Origin of the sequence: Arthrobacter sp. zg-Y40, assembly GCF_020731535.1 — a bacterium.
In the GTDB taxonomy this organism is placed as follows: domain Bacteria; phylum Actinomycetota; class Actinomycetes; order Actinomycetales; family Micrococcaceae; genus Arthrobacter_B.
On record NZ_JAJFZS010000014.1, the window covers coordinates 37,393 to 52,933 of the forward strand.

The following is a 15,541-nucleotide window of genomic DNA, read 5'->3' on the forward strand; positions in this document are numbered from 1 at the left end:
AACTACTTCTCCTCGATACTGACGATGCTGCCGGCAAGGCGGGACCCGCTGGCTCCTACGGCGGCCTGGGCCAGGGTCTGACCGTCAACGGTGACGTTCAGCGGACGGTGGCGGGGGTGGCCAAGATTCAGGACGTCCCCCACGGCCAGGCGAAGGACCATGGCGGGTTTCACCACAATGGGTTCCAGCTGCAGGCAGACCTTCACCGGCACGTGCGTCAGCTGCCGCTGGATAAGTTCGGCTGGGCTGGCGTGGGTGGACTGGGCGCCCAGCGGATCCAGCTGGGGCAGCAGGGCCGCTGCCGGTATGGCGACGGTAGCCGGCGCAGTGGTTTCGCCGACCACCATTTCGAAGGTCGCGACGATCATCGGGTCACCGGAGGCGGCCGCCTGCGCGAACTGGGAGTTGTACTGCACGGATGCCAGCGTCAGCGGAGACGTGAGCAGGTGGCCCAGGGAGTAGTGCAGGTCCTCGACGGCGTCGTCCATGATCTTGCCCAGCAGGGCCTGTTCAATGTGGGTGAACTTGCGTTCGGGTGCGGACTGGAACCCGGTGCCGCCGAGCATATGCCCCACCCAGGACAGTGCGGCGTCCATGGGGAACTGGATAACGGCCTTGGCCGAGGTAGCGGCCATGTTGAACAGCACCATGCCGGTGTTGTCCGGCAGGGACGCGGCGTATTCGTCGTAGCTGAGGACCTGGACCTGCTCGGAGGTAACCTGCGAGAGCACCCGCACCTTGGCAGTGAGCTGGGTTCCCCACTGGCGGGCGAACGTATCGAACGCCATTTCCAGTACCCGCGCATGTTCGCGGGCCAACGTAGTGGGCCTGCTGAAGTCGTAAACCTCTACCGGTTTGGCTTTAGCGGGCGTGCTTATAGGAGGTGATTCTTGGACCGTCACATCCGGGACTATCGGCAGCGCAGGCCCGCGCGTAAGGGACGCGGTCAGCTGCCCGCCGCAGCTTGCTGTTCGGCCACGATTCCGGGGATCAACGATCTCACGTCCTCGCTCTGTCCGGACAGGACCACAATGTCCACCCGCCGGTTGCGGGCCAGCTCCTCAGTTGTGGTGCCCGGGGTCAAGGGACGGGATTCGCCGTAGCCCACGGCCTTGATCTGGCCCTGGACCACGCCGCCCTTGGCCACGAGGTAACGGAGCACGTTGACAGAGCGCGAGGAAGACAGCTCCCAGTCCAGGGCGTCGGAAGCGAACTGCCGGACCTGGGCGGTGTGCCCCTCAACGGATACCTGGTAGGTGGTGGGTGCCAGCGCCGGGCCCACGGTGTCCAGCACCTGCGCGGCGGCCTCGGTGAGGTCCGCCAGATCCGGGGCGAAGAACATTTCGGAGCTGACCAGGCGGATGGTCAGGCCCCGCTCATCCATTTCAAACCGGACGGCGTCTTCGAGGCCTTTTTCCTGCAACCCGGCATAGATGGCGTCCTGCAGCGCCGTGAGGTCGTCCACTTCCTTGGCGGCCAGGGCGGCGTCGGGCTCAATGATTTCCTCATTGTCCACTTTGTCCGGCGGCACAATGATGCCGACGGCGGTGTCCACCGTATTGGTTTCCGTGGCACCGAATCCGGTGGCCAGGGATTCCTTGAGCTGATCGAACTTCTCCTGGTCCACGCTGGACATGGCAAAGAGGACGATGAACATACACATCAGCACGGTGACCATGTCCATGTAGGAGGCCATCCAGCGTTCGTCCGGGTGGTTCTCCTCCTCGACCTTCGGCTTGCGCCGCTTGCTGGCACTCACGCTGCGTCCTGGACCTTCTCGGCCTTCTCCGCCTTATCCGCCTTGGTGCCCAGCGCGTGGGCGGGAACCATGGCCCGCAGGCGTTCGCCCAGCAGGCGTGGCTGGCTGCCGGCCTGGAGGGCCAGGACACCTTCCATCAGCAGGGTCATTTCTTCGGCTTCAAGATCTGCGAGGCGCTTGAGCCGGGAGCTGATCGGCAGCCAAATGAAGTTGGCCGAGAGCAGGCCCCACAGGGTCGCGACAAAGGCCGTGGCAATCATCGGTCCCAGGTGGTCCGGAGTGGAGAGGTTTTCCAGCACGTGGGTCAGGGACACCACTGTGCCGATGATGCCCACCGTCGGCGCGTAGCCGCCCAGGCTGTTGAAGAACTTGACCGGGATCTTGTCGCTGGCGGTCTTGGTGGCCACTTCGTCTTCGAGCAGCATCCGCAGTTCGTCGCCGTCAGTGCCGTCGGCGATGTTCTGCAGCGCGGTGCGCAGGAACGGGTCCTCCACTTCGGCAGCGTCCTGTTCCAGGGACAGCAGGCCCTCGCTGCGTGCCTTCTCGGCCAGCAGGACCACACGGTCAATGGTTTCCTGCGGCTGCGGGGTTTTGCCCATGAAGGCCCGGGGCAGGGCCTTGAATGCAATGAGGAAGTCCTTGAGCGTTCCGCCCGCCAGGCCCACGGCAATGGTGGCGCCGAAGACAAGGATCATTGGTGCCGGCAACAGAAGCGCGCCAACATGCGCGCCTTCGAGGGTGATCATGGCGTAGAGCGAGCCGAAGGCTAGCACCAGGCCGATTATTGTTGCTGGATCCATTAGTTGTTCCTAGGGCGAAGGGGCACGGTCTTGCTGGGGGTCGGGACACCGGACGGTTCCGCGGAAAAGACTTCGGGCACTAGCCCCAACCCGGGTCTTTCACGGACCGGTGCAGGGGTGTCCCGCGCCATGGAAATCACCAGGGCCCGGTAGGCGGCGATCCGGTCGATCACTTCCTGCATGCTCTCGGTCACGATGTACTTCGAGCCGTCCACCATCACCAGCGTTGTGTCCGGGTTGGCGTGGATCCGCTCGATCAGATCAGGGTTGATCGCAAACTGGGCGTCGTTCAGACGCGTGAGTACAATCATTGCCCTGCCCTGGTTCGTTCCACGGGACTCCGATAAGCCCTCACCCCTACTTTCGGCCGGTGCGCCCGGATTGTAAGGAAGACCGCTGTTTCGCGCGTCACGGCCCGGAACGCAGCGCCTTAAAAGCAGAACGGCCCCGGCTGCCGTGCAGCGGGGCCGTTCTGCGTGAAACTTCGGTTAGCGCTTCAGGTTGGTCAGTTCCTGCAGCACTTCATCCGAGGTGGTGATGATGCGGGCGTTGGCCTGGAAGCCGCGCTGGGCCACGATCAGGTTGGTGAATTCCTGGGAGAGGTCCACGTTGGACATTTCCAGGGAACCGGCAATCGCGTTGCCCATGCCGGGGTCGCCGGGGCCGCCCAGGACGGGGTTGCCCGAGTTCACCGTGGCGGTGAAACCGGAGTTGCCGGCCTTTTCCAGGCCAGCCGGGTTGGTGAAGGTGGCAACGGCAATCCGCGCCAGTGCCTGCTTGGCCCCGTTGGTGAAGGAACCGATCAGCGTGCCGTCCTTGGCGATGGAGAAGGACTCCAGGGTGCCGGCGGCGCGCCCGTCCTGGCCGGTGACCGACGCGGTGCTGACGCCGGCATAGCTGGACAGGCCGGTCAGGTCCACCGTCGCGCCGCCCACGGTAATGGAGGCCGCGCTCCCGGCCACCTGCTTGCCGTCGGTGAAGTTCAGGTTCGCTGATTCAGGGGTTGAACCCGGCGCGGAGACGGACCAGCCTCCGGCGGTGCGGGTGAAGGTCAGCGGGATCACGCTGGCGACGCCGTTGTTGTTGTACACCGTCATGTCGCGGACGATCGTGCCTGCCGGCACCGGCGGCGTAGCAGCTGCGTCCCCGGCGGTGGTCTCAGAGGGAAGGTTTCCGCCCATGGTGACGTTCCCGGTGGCCTTGGCGGGGGAAATGGCGCCTTCCGGCAGGGTGACGTTGCCAACCGCACCGCCGGTGTTGATGACTCCGTCAACACCGGTCCAGCCCTGGACAATCTTGCCGTCCGTGGTGACCAGGCGGCCGGAGGCGTCGACGTCGAAAGCGCCGGCGCGGGTGTAGGTGGTCTGGTCGCCCTGCTTGGTGACGAAGTAGCCGTCGCCGGAAATCATCAGGTCGGTAGCACGCCCGGTGGACTGGGCCGAGCCCTGGGTGAAGTTGGTGGTGATACCTGAAACCAGCACGCCCAGGCCTACCTGGGCCGGGTTGGAGCCGCCGTTGTTGGCGCCCGGGGCTGTGGCGCCCTGGGTCAACTGGGAGAGGGTGTCCTGGAACTGGACGGCCGTGGCCTTGTAGCCCGAGGTGTTGACGTTGGCAATGTTGTTGCCGGTGACGTCGAGCATGGTCTGGTGTGAACGGAGTCCGGAGATACCGGAGTAAAGAGAGCGAAGCATGGCTGGCGCCTTTCAGCTTGGGTGATGCAGAGGGAAGGTTAGGCAGAGACTGGTGTTGTTGCGGGAGCAGGAGCCGGCGCAGCGGTATCCGGTGCGGCCGCTGTTGCGGAGACGACGCCGGAGATCCGGTCGAGCAGGACGTCCTTGCCGTTGATGTTGACGGTCGGAACACCGGCCGCATAGGAAACCGAGCTGGCTGTTCCGGTGACGGGCTTGCCGGCGTCGTCGGTGTAGGTGACGGTCTGGCCGATCAGTGCGGCGGCCGCGATGCGCATCTGGAGGGAGAAGTTCTCTTCATCCATCTTCGCCATGGAGGTGAGCTGTTCCATGGAGGCCAGCTGGGTGGTCTGGGCGATCATTTCGTTGGTGTCCATGGGTGAACTGGGGTCCTGGTTGCGCAGCTGGGTCACCAGCAGATGCATAAAGACCTCGCTGTCCATGGATTGTTTGGGTGCGCGGGTGGCTTCGGCGGCGGTATCAGTACCGCGTGTTGCCACTACTGCTTCGATGGGCACGGGGGTCTCCTTTTCTAGGCCAGGAAGTCGATGGTTGAGGCCGGTCCGGGAAGTCCGGGACGGTAAGTGCGTGGGCGTGCGTCATCCGCGGCAGGGCGCCGGGCTTCAGCGTTGGCATCGGCGGAAGCTCCGGGTTGGGTTTCCCCGTCGCGGCGGCCGGCAGTTCCGTCCCCTGCGCCCTCGCCCGGGGTGCCGGAAGAGGAAAGGGACAGGTTGGCGTTCATGCCCGAACCGGCCAGGTCCCGGCGCAGGTCCGTCATCAGGGTCCGCAGCGCGTCACGTCCGGCTTCCGACGGGGCAAAAAGTTCAATCCGGACACCGTCCGCGCCCACATGGGCACGCACCGTGACCGGTCCCAAGTTGTCCGGCGTGACGCTGAGCGTCATGACGTGTTCTCCCTGTGGTGCCGCGGCCAGGCTGAACAGCGGCTGGGCCACCTGGGTCAGCAGCGGGGTTGCGGCGGGCGCGGGCGGCGCGGCGGATGCATGCACCGGAAGTGAGGCGATGGGAGCGGACGGCGACGGCGGTGCGGGGGCAGCGACCGGCCCGACGGCGGGAGCCGCGGTATCCGGTACGGCCGCCGCCGCAGCGTCTGCGGTCCCGGTGGCCGGAACCGCCGCGGCAGCCGCGGCAGCCAGGAGCGGAGCCTCAGTTCCAGCAGCCGTGTCGGCGACGGAAACAGTATCTGCCGGGGCCCGCTCTGTTGCCGGAGCAGCCGCCGGCATCCCGGTCGCCGGCATCCCGGCAAGGGAGGTGCCGGAAACGGGCGGGACGGTAACGGGCGGGACGGTAACGGGTGCCGCAGCAACGGAGGCAGCGGCACCTTCCGCGGCTCCTGCTGCCGCCGGGTGCGCGGATGCTGCCGTTGCGGACGACGTGCTGCCCTGCGTGGGAGCAGCGGACATGCCGGAGCCTGCCGCGCCGCGGAAAGCGCCGGCAACGGAGGCCTGCATGGCTGTAGCAGCTGCGGGCACGGCAACGGAGGGGGCTGCACCGCGGGAAACTGCTGCGGCCGCCGGCCCGGCCGGTACCGAAGTTGCTGCTGCCGCACTGCCGATGCCGCCGGCAGGGCCGGAGGTTGACGCCGGTATCGCTGCACCGGAAGCGCTCCCGGCGGCTGCGGATCCGCCCGACAGCGCCGTTCCGGCCAGATTTGCGAAGGTTGCTGCCGGGGAAGCCGGAGCTGCAACCGGGACCGGCAGGGGTGCAGTCCCTGCCGTGGCCGCCGCCGAATCGGGATTGAGGACAGGGGTGTCCGGGGTGTCGCCGCCGGTTGCCGGCTTTTCGGCCGGCAGGGCCCAGGTTGTATCTCCCGTTGTGTTTCCGGTTTCTACCTGTGTTCCCGGCTGTGCTTCCAACTGAGCTTCCAACTGGGCTCCCGGCTGGTCGGCCGGGGCGTTCTTCCGGGCGGTACCAGGCGCTGCCGTCTGTGCCGACGCCGCCACGGCGTCCTCCAGGGAGGAGCCAAAGGATGCACCGGCGTCGGGCCATGATGCACCGGCCTGCGGCGCTCCGGACGGAGCGGTCCGTGTAGCGGGTGCGGGGGCGGCGGGCCGCGGCATCCCGGTGGTCACGCTCATGCTGCGGATCCCATCAGGGCAGACTGCGCGGCCCGGGCGGAGGCCACCAGGTCGGTTACTGTCGAGGCGTCCATGGCTCCGGCCGTTCCCGAAGTTCCGGCGGCCGCGGCGGGCAGGATGCGGCGGATGGTGGTCAGGTTCGCGTCGGTTTCCCACGCATCGCGGATGGCAATGGTCTGGCCCGGTTGCGGGGCGTCCACTGCCTTTCCGTTGCCAAGATAGATGGCCACGTGGCCGCCGTCGTGGCTGAAGAGCAGGTCCCCGGCCTGTGCCTGTGCCAGGGACGCCACCTCGGTGCCGGAGCTCATCTGGTCCCAGGTCACCCGCGGCAGGGTGTAGCCCAGGTCCTTGTAGACGTTCTGCACAAAGGAGGAGCAGTCCAGGCCCTGAGCCGGGTCGTTGCCGCCCCAGACGTAGGGCAGGCCCAGGTACTTCTGGACGGCGTCGAGCACCTTGCCGTCGGCAGGCGCACCGCTTCCGGTGGAGGCAGCGGCGGTCAGTGAGGACAGCGTAGAGGCGAACTCCGCGCCGGAACCTGCCACGGAGGAAGCCGAAGCGGAGGCAGCCTTCTTCACGTCCGCGGTGCCGGAGAGCTGGGTCAGCGTGCTCCGGATTTCATCGATCCGCCCCAGGGCGTCGGTCATGCTCATCAGTTGGCTTCCTTCTGCCGGCGGTGCCAGGCGGAGCCGGCAAGTTCGTCCAGGATGTTTTGTTCGGTGCGCAGGTCCTCGGCGGCTTCGGCCGCCGCGTACTTGCCTTCCAGCTTCTCCAGCCCCACGGAGCGGGCCCGGGCGGCGGAGAATTCGGCGCGGGCCGCTTCCACTTCCGCGGTGCGACGGGCGCCCAGCGCGTTCAGGTCCGCCAGCATGCTCCGGGACGAGGCCCGGGCGGCGGCAATGGCGATGAGCGTGGCTGAGTCCATGGCCTGGCTGTTGCTGGATTCCAGGGCACTGTAGGCCTCGGTGCGGGCCTGTACCGTTTCCTTCTCGCGGACATTGGCGGCCGCCAGTTCACCGGCTGCGCGTTCCTGCTGCATCTGGCGCAGGCGAAGCAGGCCGGCCAGGGGAAAGGTGCGGGGCATCAGGAAACCCCCAGCATTCGGGTCAGGTTGTTCAACTGCGCCCAGGCGGTTTCGGCCGGGGTCTGCTCGTCCATGCGCTGCTGCAGGAAGGCGTTGATGGCGTCTTCGTTGGTCACGGCAGCGTCCACCAGCGGATTGGAACCGCGCTGGTAGGCGCCGACGTCGAGCAGGTCCTGGGCGGCCCGGCGGGCTGCCATTACCCGGCGCAGCGTGGACGCGGCGTCGCTGCGTTCGCGCGGGTTGACCCGGGAGGCCACCCGCGAAATCGAGGCCAGGGCGTCGATGGACGGGAAGTGGCCGGATACGGCCAGCTTGCGGTCCAGCACCACGTGGCCGTCCAGGATGGACCGGGCGCTGTCGGCAATGGGTTCGTTGTGGTCGTCGCCGTCCACCAGCACCGTGTACATGCCGGTGACCGAGCCGTGTTCGCCGGTGCCGGCCCGCTCAAGCAGCTGTGCCAACAGGGAGAAGGTGGAGGGCGGGTAACCCCGGGTGGCGGGCGGTTCGCCTACGGACAAACCAATTTCACGCTGTGCCATGGCCACCCGGGTCAGTGAATCCATCATCAGCATCACGTGGGCGCCGCGGTCGCGGAAGGACTCGGCAATTCGGGTGGCCACGAAGGCGGCGCGCAGCCTCATCAGGGCGGGCTCGTCCGACGTCGAAACCACCACGATGGACCGGGCCAGGCCTTCAGCACCCAGGTCGTCTTCGAGGAATTCGCGCACTTCGCGGCCGCGCTCCCCCACCAGGGCAATCACGGACACTTCGGCGTCGGTGCCGCGGGCAATCATGGACAGCAGCGAGGATTTGCCCACACCGGAACCGGCGAACAAGCCCATGCGCTGGCCGCGGCCCACGGTGGTGAGGGTATCCAGGGCACGCACGCCCAGCTGCAGTGGAGTGTCAATGCGGGTGCGCAGCATCGCGGACGGGGTTTCGTGGTCAAGCGGCACCAGGGCCTCAATGTCCAGCGGTCCCTTGCCGTCGATCGGCCGGCCCAGCCCGTCCAGCACGCGGCCGAACAGTCCGGCTCCGGTGGGTACCAGCAGCGGCGTGCCCTTGGACCGGGCGGGTGTGCCGGCGGTCAGGCCGGTAAGCCGGCCAAAGGGCATGCAGCGGATGCCGTCGCGGGTGGCAGCCACTACCTCCGCGTCAATGGCAGCGCCGGGGTGCCCGATGGAAACCAGGTCCCCCACGCCGCAGTCCAGGCCGGCAATTTCCACGCTGAGGCCGAGCACGGAGGAAACCCGGCCCACCCGCTGGGGTGCGGCTTCGCGGAGGGCGGCGGCGAACCCCGCGGGGCGCGGGCGCCAGGCGGTGGCCGTCATGACCGGTCCTCAAGCAGGGCGGCGCGGGCGCGTTCGACGGCGCTGCTCAGCGAAGCGTCCAGATAGCCGTCAGGGAATTCAGTAACCGCGTCGCCGCGCGGCAGGCTTGGGTCGCCCACAAAGTCGACGCGGGCGCGGCGCAGGGTGTCTTCATCCAGTGCCGCCAGGTCCACCGGGTGCATCCGGACCCGCTGCACCAGGTCGGTGTCCACCCCTTCCAGGGCGCGGGCCAGGGCAGACCGGGCGGAGGCGTCGTCGTCGGCCAGTTCCCGGCGCAGCAGGGCTTCAGCCAGGTCCATCGCGGCAGCGGCCAGCGTGTCCTGCATCTCGGTCATCAGGGCCACGGTGCGGCCTTCGAGGCTGAATACCGCGGCGTTGAGCGCGGCGAGGCTGCGGTTCACGCGTTCCTGGCCGCGGCGCATTTCATCCTCGTACTGCTCCTGCAGGGTGCGGCGCAGCAGTTCGGTATCGGCGGCCGCCGCCCGCAGGCCTGCGGCGTAACCGGCAGCGTGGCCGCGTGCCTCCACCTGGGCGTTGAGCTGGGCTTCGTCGGCGGCGCCCAGCGCGGTGTAGACCAGGCGGGAGAAGGTCTCAGTAGACATATTCTTCCTCGTCCGCGTGGTGTACCTCGATGATGCCCTGGGCTTCCATTTCGCGGATGGCCCGGACAATGTTGGCGCGGGCCTCCTCCACCTGCGAGAGGCGGGCGGGGCCGGACACCTTGATTTCGTCGTCGAGCAGTTCCCGGTTGCGTTCGGACACGTTGGTGCGGATCGCATCCAGCACCGGCTCGGTGGCGCCCTTCATGGCCAGGGCCAGGGTGCCTACATCGATTCCGCGCAGCACCAGCTGCACGTCGCGGCGCTCGAGCTTGACCAGGTCGGCGAAGGTGAGCATGCGGGAGCGTACTTCCTCGGCCAGGTCCGGATCACGTTCCTCGAGGGATTCGAGCAGCGCGCGTTCGGTGACGGCGTCGGAGCGGTTGATGATGTCCACCAGCGGCTGGATGCCGCCGATCGCATCGGTGGCTTCGCGGGCGGCGCCCAGGGCGGAGGCCCGGGCGCGCAGGGTTTCGGCCACCACGCGTACGGCTTCGGGGGTTGCCCGGGCCATGGTGGCAATGGCCTGCGCCACGTCGGTGCGCAGGTCCTGGTTCAATCCGGTGAGGACCGCCGAGGCACGCTGGGGGCGCATGTGCGCCAGGACCAGGGCAATGGTCTGCGGCAGTTCACCGTCCAGGAGGGAGATCACCTGGTTCGGTTCGGCGCTCTCCAGGAATTCGAAGGATTTGCCGGCCATGGAGGAGGCCAGGCGCTCCATGACGCCGGAGGCACGCTCGACGCCGAAGGAGGCTTCCAGCAGGCCCATGGCGACGTCGCGGCCGCCGTGGGCGCGGCGCCTGCCTTCAACGGTCATGTCATAGAACTCGTTGATGGCGTCTTCGGCCACGGACGCATCCACCCGGCGGAGCCGGACGATCTCCGCGGCAATGGACTGGGCCTCGGCTTCGGTGAACTGCTGCATCACGACGGCGGCGCGCGAGGTTTCCATCTGCATCAGGACAATGGCGGCCTTCTGGGTGCCGGTCAGTTCGCCCTTTGCCGGTACGTCATCCGGGACAGCCAGGCCGAGCCCCAGCCCGGCCGGGGCGGTAGCTAGTTCGGTCATGACCGGCTGTCCTCCATGAGGTTGCGCAGGTAGTCTGCGGTGCGTACCGGATCCTGCGCGGCGAGGGCGTCGAGTTCGGCGCGCTTACGGTCCTGGCCAACGGCTGCGGCAACAATCTGCATGGAGGCGGTGTCCGTGGGAAGGGGTTCCGGTTCCAGCATGGCCAGGCTGGTGGCCGGGGCCAGCGGATCCAGTTCGGGCAGCTCGCCCAGGTCCACGGCTTCGCGGTTCTGGCGGCGGGAGCGCATGGCGTAGGCCACCAGGGCCAGGATGATCACCAGGACGATGCCGGCCACGATAATACCCATCCGCAGCATTTCGGCGCGGCGTTCAGCCTCGTCGGCTGCTTCCGCTTCGGCCAGTGCGTCTTTGGCACTCGTGGCGCCGTCAGCGTTGAAGGACACCATTTCCACCGTGATTTCATCCCCGCGTTCGGTGTTGATGCCAGCGGCGGTGGAAACCAGGGCTTCCAGGTCCGCAACGTTTAGTCCGGCGGCGGCCTGGGTATTCAGGGCCACCGAGACGGTCTGCCGGTTCAGGGACCCTGCAGGGATGTCCCGGGTTTCGGTCACCTTGTTCACGGCGTTGTTCTTGGTGCTCGTTTCGGATTTGAAGGATCCGTCGTCGTTGGTGCCGTTGGGCACAGCGATGTTGTCCGGACCCAGGACCCCTGCGGCGGTACCGCCGTTGGCGCCGGTGTATTCCTCGGTGCTGGTGGATTCATTCAGCGCCGGGGTGTCCTGCGGTGCGGTGAAGGACTCTTCCACCCGGTTGGCGGATTCGTAGTTCATGTCCGCAGCCACTGCCACGGTGGCGTTGCCGGGGCCTACTACCCGGTCCAGCATGGTCTGCACGGAGGCGGTCACGCGCTCTTCGTAGTCGGTGGCCTGCTTATCGGCGGAGCCGGTGGCGCCCACGCCAACTGCGGAGAGCACGGTGCCGCTGGCGTCGATTACGGCAACGTCGGTGGACTGCATGCCGTCAACCGAGGCCGAGGTCAGGTGCACAATGGCTGAGACCTGGTCTGCGCTGAGGGTGGTGCCCTTGGCGGTTTCCACAAAAACGGAGGCGGTGGGGTCGGATTTCTCCGACACAAAAACGGTGTCTTCGGGGATGGCGAGCTGCACGGAGGCGTTCTTCACGCCGTCGATGGCGCCCACCGTTTTGGCGATTTCGCCTTCCAAGGCCCGTTTGTAGGTGACGGACTGCTGGAATTCGGAGGAGGTGACCCCCATCTCATCCAGCAGGGAGTACCCGCCGGTGGATTCGGAGGGCAGGCCTGCACCGGCAGCCTTGAGCCGCTGGTCGTAGACGTTTTCTTCCGGAACCATGATGGTGCCGCCGCCGTCCGCTACTTCATACGGAACACCGTCCGTCTTGAGCTGCTCCACAATGCTGTTCGCGTCTTCGGCCTGCAGCCCGGAGAACAGGGGCGTGTAGGACGGTTTGGTCATCCAGGAGGCAAGCATGGCTATCCCGAGGGCCAATACGGCAATCCCAATGATGGCAATGGTTTTCTGGGCGAGGGTGAACTCGCGGAGGGTGGTGCCGATCCGGCCCGCCATCGCATTCATAGCCGGGGGCATCAGGCCTGCATCCGCATGATCTCGTTGAACGCGTCAACGCCCTTGTTGCGCACCGCGGCAACAAGTTCCAGCGTGAGGGAGGCGCGGGTGGAGGCGATGGTGGCGGCGTGGATGTCATCCAGGTCTCCGGTCACGGCCTGTACCGCCAGCGTCTTGGAAGTGGACTGCAGTTCGGTGACGTTGTCCACGGCCCCGGTGAGGGACGTGCCGAAGGCCGAGCCGTCCGTGGAGACTGCCGGGGTGGCCGCCTCAATGTACGCCGTGGGCGTGGTGCCGCTGACGGCGGCGATGGCGGGAACGGGCATTAGGAGCGTCCAATCTGCAGTGCTGCTTCATACGTGCTCTTCGCACGGTCAACCACGGCGGCGTTGGCTTCGTAGCCGCGTTGGGCAAGGATCAGGTTGCCCATCTGTTCCGACAGGTCGATATCGGGGTACCGGACGTAGCCTTCGGCGTCGGCCAGGGCGTGGTCCGGCTGGTAGACCATCCGGCCTTCGGCGTCGCCGTACTGGACACCGGAGACGTAGACGCCGGTGCCTTCCGCGCCTTCCTGCGCCACAACGTAGCGGGCTTGGAAGGCCGCGCCGTCGGTGCTGGAGACGTTGTTGGCGTTGGCCAAGTTGTCGGAGACTGCGTCCAGCCATTTGCGGTGTGTGGTCAGTCCGGTGGCGGCAATGCCGATTGCATCAAAAGTCATTAGTTGGTCCTCATGGCCGTGCGGAGGGAGCTGGCTTCTCCGCCAACAGCCTGGGTGGCGAACTGGTAGCGCAGCACAGTGTCAATGTTGGACAGGGTTTCCGTGTCCAGGTTGACGTTGCTGCCGTCCAGGCGGGTGGGTTCCAGGGAGCGCGCGGTGGTGGCGGCGGCCGCTCCGTTGCCGGCTTTCACGGATTTAGCGAGGGCGTCTTCGAAGCTGACGCGCTGGGCCTTGTAGCCGGGGGTATTCACATTCGCGATGTTGTTCGCGATGGCCCGCTGACGGAGGGCAAGGCCATCCAAGGCACTTTGCAGCGCAATGGAGGAAACGGAATCGAACACGGTGGGACCCAGTTCTCGCTAAAGGGACGGTGCGGCCGATCCGTGGCCTTTTACGCGAGCGATCCATGCTCTCAATGGTGATTATCGGCAGTTAAATAAACCGCGTAAGGAATCACCGGGTAATTTTTTGATTTTTTTGAGTACTGGGTATATAGGCACTAAGTACCCTGTCTAATTCCGTGCTTTATTAGCCGTCGACTTCGAGGTAAACGGCCGACGACGTCGGGCCGGGAACGCTGCGGATCAACATGCTCTGCTTGCGGTTGGTACGCGACTCATTCCGCAACTGGGCGTAGGCGCGTGACTGTGCCTTGGACAGCAGCCGTGCGCGGGTGATGAGGGCTTCCGGCAGCGGGCCCAGTTCGGCCGGCGGCTCCCAGTCGGCGGCAGCTTCGCGGGCCTGTTCGGTGAGGGACTGGCCTTCGAGGAAGGACTCCAGGTTGTCTTCGAGCTGGGTCAGCACGGTTTCCCAGAGCATGAAGTTCTCCAGCTCCGCGGGGGTGCGGTAGGGCTCTGCCGATTCAGCCGACACCGAGGACTCCTCCGGGAGTTCCGGCTGCAGCAGGCGCGACACCCGCGGCGGGAAGCTGCGCGGCGGCCTCGTGCCAGGCGGCGCGGATTGGTTCGAGCAGGTCGATGCATTCGCGGGTCAGTTTCGCGTCCCGGCCGATGTTGGCGTTCATCAGCGTGGACAGCGAGTACGTGTAAATGGCGTGCAGGTTTTCCCCGCCCTCCCAAACGTCCGTTTTCAGCGTGCCCAGCAGTTCGGTGATGATGGCCTGCGCGTGGAGCAGGTTTTCCGAGGCTACTTGCCAGTTGGCAGTGGTCTGGGCTTCTTCGGCACGGGCCAGGTCCAGCAACAGCCGGTCGTAGAGCATGGTCAGCAGGCGCGCCGGGGAGGCGGAGAGCACTGCGTTGCGTGCGTATTCGGCACGCTTGGCTGCAAGTCCGTAGTTCACGGTCACTTCTTACTCGAGGAGGCGGAGAGGGAGTCGAGCTGGCCGGTGAGCCAGTCCATCTGGCTGTTCAGGGTGCCGAGCTTAACTTCCAGGTTGGACCAGATCATTTTCAGCGTGGATTCGCGGGAAGCCAGGCGCCGGTCCCAGTCCTCAACCTGCGTGTTGAGGGACTTCACCACGGTTTCCTGGCTGGTGATGCGCTTGGTTATGGAGCCGTCGTACTTATCTGAGGCAGCCTTGCCGGCCGCTTCGACCCGGGAGGCGATGGCCGTAAGCGCGGCCTGTGTTTTTTCCGGGTCCGCGGCCAGGGCGGTGCTGAACTTCTCGGCATCGAACTCGACCGTGCCGTATTTGGTGAGGGTGATACCGATTTCCGACGGAGAGCGTCCGTCCAGCGCACCGGTGGCGGCATCAATGATTGACTGCTTCAGCGAGCGGGTGGCCGAGTCTCCGGTAAATACTCCGCCGGTGGTTTTTGTGACGCCGTCTGACGTGTTCACTGATACGGCGGAGTTCCGGTCGATGTAATTGAACACGTCGGTGAGGCCGGTGACCAGCGAGGCCGCGACGTCTGAGATCGCCTTGGCGTCCCGGCTCACGGCCACGGTCACTGGCTGGGCGGAGACGGCAGACACCGTGATGTCCACGCCAGGCATCAGATCGGCAAAGGTGTTGGTGGCCGAGGTAATTTTCGTTTCCGCGCCGGGCACTCCGGCCCACAGCGTGACCTCAGCGTCGGATCCCGCGCGGATGGCACCCAGATCGGTGCCGTTCTGCGATACGGTGAACGCTCCTGCTGCACCGGTTTCGGCGGCGGTGAACTGCATACGGTACTGCTGCACGCCGTCCACGCTGCCGGCGGCGATCTTGACGGCCGTGACACCCAGGTTGGCCTTGTTGACCGTGCTGATGACTTCGTCCATGCTCTTGCCCGCGGTGTCCAGATTGGTGAGGGTGCCGTCCACGGAAATCGCCAGCGCGTCTCCGTTAGGCCATGCGGCCATAGCTCCGGACAGGGACACCTGGGCGGTCGCGAGCTTGTTCACAGTGAGGTCCAGCGACCCGGCGGCAGCGCCGGCCTTGGTGGTGGCCGTGACTGTGGTGGAGCCGGTGACGGCTGCGTAGCGGTCCGTTCCGCCCGCCTTGGCAATCTTTCCGGCAGCTTCGGTCAGGGAAGCGATTTTGGTGTTCAGGTTCTGCAGCGCCGTGACGAACAGCTTGTTGGTTTCGACCTTTTGTTTGAGCATCGCCTGCGGGCGGGCTTCGATCTTCATCAGGTCAGCAATCATGGCGGTGGTGTCGATGCCGCTGATCAGCCCGTCAATGCCTAGCGCCATGAAAATGCTCCTTGAGAAGTCCTGCTGGAAATGTCTGCCGAAAAGGTTTGCGGTGAAAAAGCGAAGGCAGGGAATGGGCTGGCGGCGGGAAGCGTGAGGTCCAAGTCATGTTTCCCCGCCGCCAGCGGCCATTCACCTGCCGGTACTGCGGTTACTGCTGGTGGTGCTTACTGCTGATGGTCCCGGTGTTGCCCGA

At 66.2% G+C, this 15,541-nt stretch carries 19 protein-coding genes; all 19 read right to left on the reverse strand.

Annotated features, from left to right (window positions below; all coding sequences use genetic code 11):
* Nucleotides 1-2: 2 nt before the first annotated feature.
* The 19 genes from LJ754_RS14065 to fliD all read right to left on the reverse strand — a co-directional run bounded on the left by LJ754_RS14065 (nt 3) and on the right by fliD (nt 15,345).
* The gene (locus LJ754_RS14065; RefSeq protein ID WP_227913294.1) at nt 3-902 is read right to left on the reverse strand and encodes a flagellar motor switch protein FliM; all 900 of its coding nucleotides are present in this window, start codon (nt 900-902) and stop codon (nt 3-5) included.
* A gap of 44 nt (nt 903-946) precedes the next feature.
* Entirely contained in the window at nt 947-1,759 is an 813-nt protein-coding gene (locus tag LJ754_RS14070; protein ID WP_227927055.1) for an OmpA/MotB family protein, read from the reverse strand.
* Nucleotides 1,756-2,559, reverse strand: coding sequence for a motility protein A (locus LJ754_RS14075; protein WP_227913291.1), 804 nt, complete (start codon nt 2,557-2,559; stop codon nt 1,756-1,758). The genes LJ754_RS14070 and LJ754_RS14075 overlap by 4 nt, the downstream gene beginning before the upstream one ends.
* Complete coding sequence (locus LJ754_RS14080) at nt 2,559-2,870, reverse strand: flagellar FlbD family protein (RefSeq protein ID WP_227913290.1); 312 nt, start codon at nt 2,868-2,870, stop codon at nt 2,559-2,561. The genes LJ754_RS14075 and LJ754_RS14080 overlap by 1 nt, the downstream gene beginning before the upstream one ends.
* A gap of 177 nt (nt 2,871-3,047) precedes the next feature.
* A complete protein-coding gene (locus LJ754_RS14085) occupies nt 3,048-4,250 on the reverse strand; it encodes a flagellar hook protein FlgE (RefSeq protein ID WP_227913289.1) in 1,203 nt (400 codons plus the stop codon).
* Between the two features lie 38 nt (nt 4,251-4,288).
* Nucleotides 4,289-4,765 (reverse strand): flagellar hook assembly protein FlgD, encoded by a 477-nt coding sequence (locus tag LJ754_RS14090; RefSeq protein ID WP_227927056.1) that lies wholly within the window; start codon nt 4,763-4,765, stop codon nt 4,289-4,291.
* A gap of 14 nt (nt 4,766-4,779) precedes the next feature.
* The gene (locus LJ754_RS14095) at nt 4,780-6,345 is read right to left on the reverse strand and encodes a flagellar hook-length control protein FliK (RefSeq protein ID WP_227927057.1); all 1,566 of its coding nucleotides are present in this window, start codon (nt 6,343-6,345) and stop codon (nt 4,780-4,782) included.
* Nucleotides 6,342-6,995 (reverse strand): C40 family peptidase, encoded by a 654-nt coding sequence (locus LJ754_RS14100; protein WP_227927058.1) that lies wholly within the window; start codon nt 6,993-6,995, stop codon nt 6,342-6,344. The genes LJ754_RS14095 and LJ754_RS14100 overlap by 4 nt, the downstream gene beginning before the upstream one ends.
* The gene (locus tag LJ754_RS14105) at nt 6,995-7,426 is read right to left on the reverse strand and encodes a flagellar export protein FliJ (protein ID WP_227913283.1); all 432 of its coding nucleotides are present in this window, start codon (nt 7,424-7,426) and stop codon (nt 6,995-6,997) included. Before LJ754_RS14105 ends, LJ754_RS14100 begins: the two co-directional genes overlap by 1 nt.
* Nucleotides 7,426-8,757, reverse strand: coding sequence for a FliI/YscN family ATPase (locus LJ754_RS14110; protein ID WP_227913282.1), 1,332 nt, complete (start codon nt 8,755-8,757; stop codon nt 7,426-7,428). Before LJ754_RS14110 ends, LJ754_RS14105 begins: the two co-directional genes overlap by 1 nt.
* Nucleotides 8,754-9,359, reverse strand: a complete 606-nt coding sequence (locus tag LJ754_RS14115; protein WP_227927059.1) for a FliH/SctL family protein — start codon at nt 9,357-9,359, stop codon at nt 8,754-8,756. The genes LJ754_RS14110 and LJ754_RS14115 overlap by 4 nt, the downstream gene beginning before the upstream one ends.
* On the reverse strand, nt 9,349-10,425 hold the full coding sequence (gene fliG, locus LJ754_RS14120; protein WP_227913276.1) for a flagellar motor switch protein FliG: 1,077 nt from the start codon (nt 10,423-10,425) through the stop codon (nt 9,349-9,351). Before fliG ends, LJ754_RS14115 begins: the two co-directional genes overlap by 11 nt.
* On the reverse strand, nt 10,422-12,011 hold the full coding sequence (gene fliF / locus LJ754_RS14125; RefSeq protein WP_227927060.1) for a flagellar basal-body MS-ring/collar protein FliF: 1,590 nt from the start codon (nt 12,009-12,011) through the stop codon (nt 10,422-10,424). The genes fliG and fliF overlap by 4 nt, the downstream gene beginning before the upstream one ends.
* Nucleotides 12,011-12,316 (reverse strand): flagellar hook-basal body complex protein FliE, encoded by a 306-nt coding sequence (gene fliE / locus LJ754_RS14130; protein WP_227913273.1) that lies wholly within the window; start codon nt 12,314-12,316, stop codon nt 12,011-12,013. The genes fliF and fliE overlap by 1 nt, the downstream gene beginning before the upstream one ends.
* Nucleotides 12,316-12,708: a flagellar basal body rod protein FlgC gene (gene flgC / locus LJ754_RS14135; protein WP_227913272.1), complete on the reverse strand. Its 393-nt coding sequence runs from the start codon at nt 12,706-12,708 to the stop codon at nt 12,316-12,318. Before flgC ends, fliE begins: the two co-directional genes overlap by 1 nt.
* Nucleotides 12,708-13,049: a flagellar basal body rod protein FlgB gene (locus tag LJ754_RS14140; protein ID WP_227913271.1), complete on the reverse strand. Its 342-nt coding sequence runs from the start codon at nt 13,047-13,049 to the stop codon at nt 12,708-12,710. Before LJ754_RS14140 ends, flgC begins: the two co-directional genes overlap by 1 nt.
* A 187-nt stretch (nt 13,050-13,236) precedes the next feature.
* Entirely contained in the window at nt 13,237-13,581 is a 345-nt protein-coding gene (locus LJ754_RS14145) for a hypothetical protein (RefSeq protein WP_227913270.1), read from the reverse strand.
* Nucleotides 13,571-14,008, reverse strand: a complete 438-nt coding sequence (gene fliS / locus LJ754_RS14150; RefSeq protein WP_227927061.1) for a flagellar export chaperone FliS — start codon at nt 14,006-14,008, stop codon at nt 13,571-13,573. Before fliS ends, LJ754_RS14145 begins: the two co-directional genes overlap by 11 nt.
* 2 nt (nt 14,009-14,010) lie before the next feature.
* On the reverse strand, nt 14,011-15,345 hold the full coding sequence (fliD, locus tag LJ754_RS14155; RefSeq protein WP_227927062.1) for a flagellar filament capping protein FliD: 1,335 nt from the start codon (nt 15,343-15,345) through the stop codon (nt 14,011-14,013).
* Nucleotides 15,346-15,541: the final 196 nt, after the last annotated feature.

Coding starts and splice junctions, on each gene's coding strand:
- LJ754_RS14075 (WP_227913291.1), bottom strand. CDS start 2,559: ATGGATCCAGCAACAATAATCGGCCTGGTGCTAGCCTTCGGCTCGCTC.
- LJ754_RS14080 (WP_227913290.1), bottom strand. CDS start 2,870: ATGATTGTACTCACGCGTCTGAACGACGCCCAGTTTGCGATCAACCCT.
- LJ754_RS14085 (WP_227913289.1), bottom strand. CDS start 4,250: ATGCTTCGCTCTCTTTACTCCGGTATCTCCGGACTCCGTTCACACCAG.
- LJ754_RS14095 (WP_227927057.1), bottom strand. CDS start 6,345: ATGAGCGTGACCACCGGGATGCCGCGGCCCGCCGCCCCCGCACCCGCT.
- LJ754_RS14100 (WP_227927058.1), bottom strand. CDS start 6,995: ATGAGCATGACCGACGCCCTGGGGCGGATCGATGAAATCCGGAGCACG.
- LJ754_RS14105 (WP_227913283.1), bottom strand. CDS start 7,426: ATGCCCCGCACCTTTCCCCTGGCCGGCCTGCTTCGCCTGCGCCAGATG.
- LJ754_RS14110 (WP_227913282.1), bottom strand. CDS start 8,757: ATGACGGCCACCGCCTGGCGCCCGCGCCCCGCGGGGTTCGCCGCCGCC.
- LJ754_RS14115 (WP_227927059.1), bottom strand. CDS start 9,359: ATGTCTACTGAGACCTTCTCCCGCCTGGTCTACACCGCGCTGGGCGCC.
- fliG (WP_227913276.1), bottom strand. CDS start 10,425: ATGACCGAACTAGCTACCGCCCCGGCCGGGCTGGGGCTCGGCCTGGCT.
- fliF (WP_227927060.1), bottom strand. CDS start 12,011: ATGCCCCCGGCTATGAATGCGATGGCGGGCCGGATCGGCACCACCCTC.
- fliE (WP_227913273.1), bottom strand. CDS start 12,316: ATGCCCGTTCCCGCCATCGCCGCCGTCAGCGGCACCACGCCCACGGCG.
- flgC (WP_227913272.1), bottom strand. CDS start 12,708: ATGACTTTTGATGCAATCGGCATTGCCGCCACCGGACTGACCACACAC.
- fliD (WP_227927062.1), bottom strand. CDS start 15,345: ATGGCGCTAGGCATTGACGGGCTGATCAGCGGCATCGACACCACCGCC.